Below are 4,026 nucleotides of genomic sequence, written 5' to 3'. Positions count from 1 at the left end.
GTGGTGTTCGGGCGCGAAGTCGAGCCACCGCACAACCGTGTCGCGCAGCTCCCCTTGGTAGTCAGCCTCGACTTGCTCTCGATGACGGGCACCCGCGGCGCGAGCCGCGGCACGCTGGTCGGCTGTCTCGATGGCGGCGTTGCGGGCTGCGTCGATTGCGGCTGTCGGTGCGAGCAGGCCGAGGCGTCGTCGATGACCACCTCGCCCGTTCTTCGGCTTCCATGCATTCCAGTAGACCCCGGCGGCCTTCACCCGCCGGGTGACGAACGCATCACCAGATGCCAAGAACTCCCACCCGTCGGGCACGACGAGATCCCCCAGGTCAGGGTTCCACCAGCCGGCCTTGGTGTCGTAGACGTCGAGATTCTCCGATGCCGGATCCTCCTGCGCAACCATCCATCAATTCTCGCGCGCTGCAACGTGGGTTCGCAGTAGCTACCGAGGGCGGTTGAGGCAGTCGTTGCACGGCGCGTTCTGGAGCACGAAACCGAGCGCGTACGTGCCGCTATCGAGTGGTCTGGTGACGGTGCGTGGCGTGTTGTTATGAGCTGTGATGTGCGGTCGCGGGCAGGGGAGAGCGTTGTGGTTCGCTCGTCTACGTCAAGGTAGGAGGTCCAGGATCTGCTCGGTGTGTCCGGGAAGTTCGTTCTCGGCGAGGCCTGAAATGAGTTGTTCGACCGTGGCGGGTTCGTTGACGACCAGTTGATCGTTCGACAGGAGCAGGCTCGGGACGAGGGTTTCCAGTTCGGTGGCGCTGAGGACGTTCTCGGCAACTTCGCAGAGGGTTTGGCCAAGGGACCGAACTCGCGCGGCGAGGGCATCGCTGCTCCCAGCGCAGGTGATGACGTGGTCAATGGTCCAGTCATCGAGCGCCACGCGATTGTCGAAGACAGTATTTACGCCGGCGGCAACTGACGCGACGGCAGCCAACGATGCGGCATCGACGAGCGCGACGTGGGCCAGGATCTGCTCGAAGTTCCATTCGCCGGTTGGCGGGGCGAGGTCAGCGCCGCCGGCCTCGGCGACGCGAGTTGCCGCTTCGAGGAATCGGTCGTGTGCTTGTCGAAGTTGAACGGTGTCCATGGTCATTCCTTTGGTGTCGTCGGAGCGAGCAGCACGCGTCGAGTCGGTTTCATGATCGACGGAGTGCCCGGTGGGGCGTGGTCGGCTTGGGGTGTCGGGCGGCGAGGGATCAGTTGGTTGGCTGCATTTCCCAGGGGGACTGGGGAAGCACGTCACCGGTTTCGAGAAGGGACTTCAGGTTGGCGAGCACTGCGGGCCAACCGTGGGCGATCTCTCCACGAGCGTTCTCGTCGGCGAGGCGTTCGTGGGTCACGGTGAGGCGGACGATGTCGTCGTGAGCCTCGACGAGGAACGTCACGAGTGACTGTTCATCGGCTGGCTCACCGGGTGCGCCGAAGGTGATGACGAGACGGGTCGGTTGATCGCTTTCGATCACGGTTCCGTCGACATCGACGGCGCCTGTTGCATCGGTCCGTCGGTGCTCCCAGCGTGATCCTGGTTGCCAGTCCGAGACGTTGGCATGACCCCAGTAGCGCGCGGTCAGGTCCGCGTCGGTCAGCGCGCGCCAGACCTGCTCGCTGGTGGCACGGATGTAGGTGACGTAGACATAGCTGGGGACGGTGGTGGATTGGTCGGTCATGGCGTATTCCTCTGCTTGTGTGGTGATGAGATCGAGTGCTTCAAGGCGTGGCATGTCGAACTGGGAGATCCAACGTGTTTGGATCTCGTGGATCGGTACCGGGTTGAGAAAGTGCAGACGTTCTCGACCGCGTCGAACAACGGTGACGAGATTCGCTTGAACGAGGATGTCGAGGTGCTGAGTCGCCGATTGGCGTGCCATGTCGACCTGTGAGCACAACTCGCCCAGGGTCTGGCCGTCACTGACACGAAGACAATCGAGAAGACGACGGCGCGTCAGATCACCGAGCGCCTTGAAGACTCTGTTCTCTTGGTCGTCAACCATGCGATCATTATGCAGGCAGGTACCTGCATGATGCAACCCGACGTCTCGACAACTGGCGCGCCGCCATCCGACGAACCCTCGACTCCAACCGAGTCTCCGCACCGATTCACGAGCACCTGACCAAGCGGATACGTGCCGTGCTGGGCGGCATTCGTCCGTTCGTCGTGCCGCTGATATCGAGTGGTTCGAGAGCGCTCCTCACGGATCTTCTGAGTGGTCGAGCTGGTGGCGGCCCTGTCGGTCGGGGCGACTGGGTGCCGCATGTCGCTACCGGGCGGTCGCCACTTGCGTCAAGCCTGTTCCACGGCACGCCGATGGGCGGCGCCGAGTTCCGCAAGGACTCCGTTGTCTGCTGGTGGTTGGTGGTCCAGGTGGATGCTGCGGAGTTCGTCCATGAACCGTTGCGCGACGTCTGGTCCGCCGTCGGCGAGGAGCTGGGCTCGGATGGTCAGTTCTGGCGTGGTGGGGAGCCAACGCGCACCCCACGACCCGAGTTCGATGATCAACGGGACGAGTTCGATGGCGGCGTCGGTGAGGAAGTAGTCGATCTTCTGACGGTGGCCGGGAACCGCATGGCGGCTGAGGAGGCCGGCATCGGTGAGCTTCGCGAGACGCGATGCGAGCACGTTGCTCGCGATGCCCTCAAGTGAGTGGCCGAGCAGTTCACGGAATCGGGTGCGTCCACCGAACATCACATCGCGCAACACGACAAGGCTCCAGCGATCGCCGAGCAGCTCCATCGTCATGTTGATCGGACACCCCGATCGGCCGTCGGGAACCGTCAACTCCTCATGTTCGACTGGTTGCGCCATGAACGCAGCGTAGCTAGTGTCCCTGCCAACCGATTGCAGGTTGCAATCAGTCGTGTCGAGAAGGAGTGCCAATGGCGCAACGGATCCGAGTTCAGAATTTCACGGTCTCACAGGACGGCTATGCGACCGGCGAGGATCAAACCCTCGAGCGACCGTTTGGCCACGCCGATCCCGGCGAGCTGATGGCATGGAGATTCGACACTGCCAGCTTTCCTGGGCGCACCGAGCCGGGTGGATCTCGCGGACTCGACGACTACTTCGAGCGCGACTTCGCGAACGGGATCGGCGCCGAAATCATGGGCCGCAACAAGTTCGGCCCGCAGCGCGGTCCGTGGTCCGACCACGAGTGGGTCGGCTGGTGGGGCGACACACCACCGTTCCACACACCGGTGTTCGTGCTCACCCATCACCACCGCCCATCGATCACGCTCGCCGACACCACATTTCACTTCCTCGATGCGACACCGGCCGATGCCGCCGAGCAAGCACTGGCCGCTGCGAATGGACTCGATGTTCGCGTGGGTGGCGGACCGAGCACTGTTCGCTCGTTCGTCGACGCGGGTCTCATCGACGAACTCCACGTCGTTGTCGCACCGATCACCCTTGGTGGTGGGGTGCGTCTGTGGGAATCCGCCGACGAGTTCGACGACCGGTTCCACCACGAGAACATCCCGAGTCCCAGTGGCGTCACCCACCACATCCTCTGGCGTAAAGAATCATCACCAGAACAGGAGCAAGTGACCTCATGACTGTCGACCATGTCTTCGCCATCGTCGCTGTCAGCAACTTCGATACCAGTCACGACTGGTACCAACGACTCTTCGATACCCCCGCCACGAACGTGCCCATGCCCGGCAACCTCGCCGAATGGCGTGTGACCGACACCGGCTGGCTTCAGGTCTTCCACGATCCAAAGCGAGCAGGCACGAGCATGGTCAACTTTGCCGTCGCGGATCTCGACCGGCGCCACGCCGCCCTTCACGCGCGTGGGATCGACACCGGTGAAATCGTCGAAGCCAACCAAGGCGTCAGGCTCTGCTCGGTCAACGACCCCGACAACAACACCATCACCTTCATCGGGAGCTTCCGTGAGCAGTACTGATCCCGCACCGATCATCGTCGCCGGACACCTCACCGTCGACGCCAACGATCGAACCAGCTACCTGCGCACCTGCGAACCAGTGGTCCGAGCAGCGCGCGACACCGACGGGTGCCTCGACTTCGCCA

Annotated in this window: 5 protein-coding genes and 1 pseudogene; 2 read left to right on the top strand and 4 right to left on the bottom strand. The window is 63.1% G+C overall.

What is annotated here, in order from left to right; all coding sequences use genetic code 11:
• From WBV89_RS05570 to WBV89_RS05555, 4 genes and pseudogenes are all read right to left on the bottom strand, one after another.
• Positions 1-396 (bottom strand): annotated as a pseudogene (locus tag WBV89_RS05570) (hypothetical protein); the annotation flags it as partial.
• 204 nt (positions 397-600) lie between these two features.
• Positions 601-1,083 carry a hypothetical protein gene (locus WBV89_RS05565; protein ID WP_423980345.1) on the bottom strand — a complete coding sequence of 161 codons (483 nt, stop codon included), beginning with the start codon at positions 1,081-1,083 and terminating at the stop codon, positions 601-603.
• Between the two features lie 109 nt (positions 1,084-1,192).
• Positions 1,193-1,987 carry an ArsR/SmtB family transcription factor gene (locus WBV89_RS05560; RefSeq protein WP_423980344.1) on the bottom strand — a complete coding sequence of 265 codons (795 nt, stop codon included), beginning with the start codon at positions 1,985-1,987 and terminating at the stop codon, positions 1,193-1,195.
• Between the two features lie 290 nt (positions 1,988-2,277).
• Positions 2,278-2,799, bottom strand: a complete 522-nt coding sequence (locus tag WBV89_RS05555) for a winged helix-turn-helix transcriptional regulator (protein WP_423980343.1) — start codon at positions 2,797-2,799, stop codon at positions 2,278-2,280.
• A gap of 71 nt (positions 2,800-2,870) precedes the next feature.
• On the opposite strand from WBV89_RS05555, the gene WBV89_RS05550 reads away from it, so the two are divergent.
• Both WBV89_RS05550 and WBV89_RS05545 read left to right on the top strand, forming a co-directional pair.
• Positions 2,871-3,548 carry a dihydrofolate reductase family protein gene (locus tag WBV89_RS05550; RefSeq protein ID WP_423980342.1) on the top strand — a complete coding sequence of 226 codons (678 nt, stop codon included), beginning with the start codon at positions 2,871-2,873 and terminating at the stop codon, positions 3,546-3,548.
• Complete coding sequence (locus WBV89_RS05545) at positions 3,545-3,901, top strand: VOC family protein (RefSeq protein WP_423980341.1); 357 nt, start codon at positions 3,545-3,547, stop codon at positions 3,899-3,901. The genes WBV89_RS05550 and WBV89_RS05545 overlap by 4 nt, the downstream gene beginning before the upstream one ends.
• Positions 3,902-4,026: the final 125 nt, after the last annotated feature.

The sequence above is a fragment of the Ilumatobacter sp. genome (assembly GCF_049588435.1).
GTDB lineage: Bacteria > Actinomycetota > Acidimicrobiia > Acidimicrobiales > Ilumatobacteraceae > Ilumatobacter_A.
This window is presented reverse-complemented; position numbering and strand designations above follow the sequence as displayed.

Coding starts and splice junctions, on each gene's coding strand:
- WBV89_RS05545 (WP_423980341.1), top strand. CDS start 3,545: ATGACTGTCGACCATGTCTTCGCCATCGTCGCTGTCAGCAACTTCGAT.
- WBV89_RS05550 (WP_423980342.1), top strand. CDS start 2,871: ATGGCGCAACGGATCCGAGTTCAGAATTTCACGGTCTCACAGGACGGC.
- WBV89_RS05560 (WP_423980344.1), bottom strand. CDS start 1,987: ATGGTTGACGACCAAGAGAACAGAGTCTTCAAGGCGCTCGGTGATCTG.
- WBV89_RS05565 (WP_423980345.1), bottom strand. CDS start 1,083: ATGGACACCGTTCAACTTCGACAAGCACACGACCGATTCCTCGAAGCG.
- WBV89_RS05555 (WP_423980343.1), bottom strand. CDS start 2,799: ATGGCGCAACCAGTCGAACATGAGGAGTTGACGGTTCCCGACGGCCGA.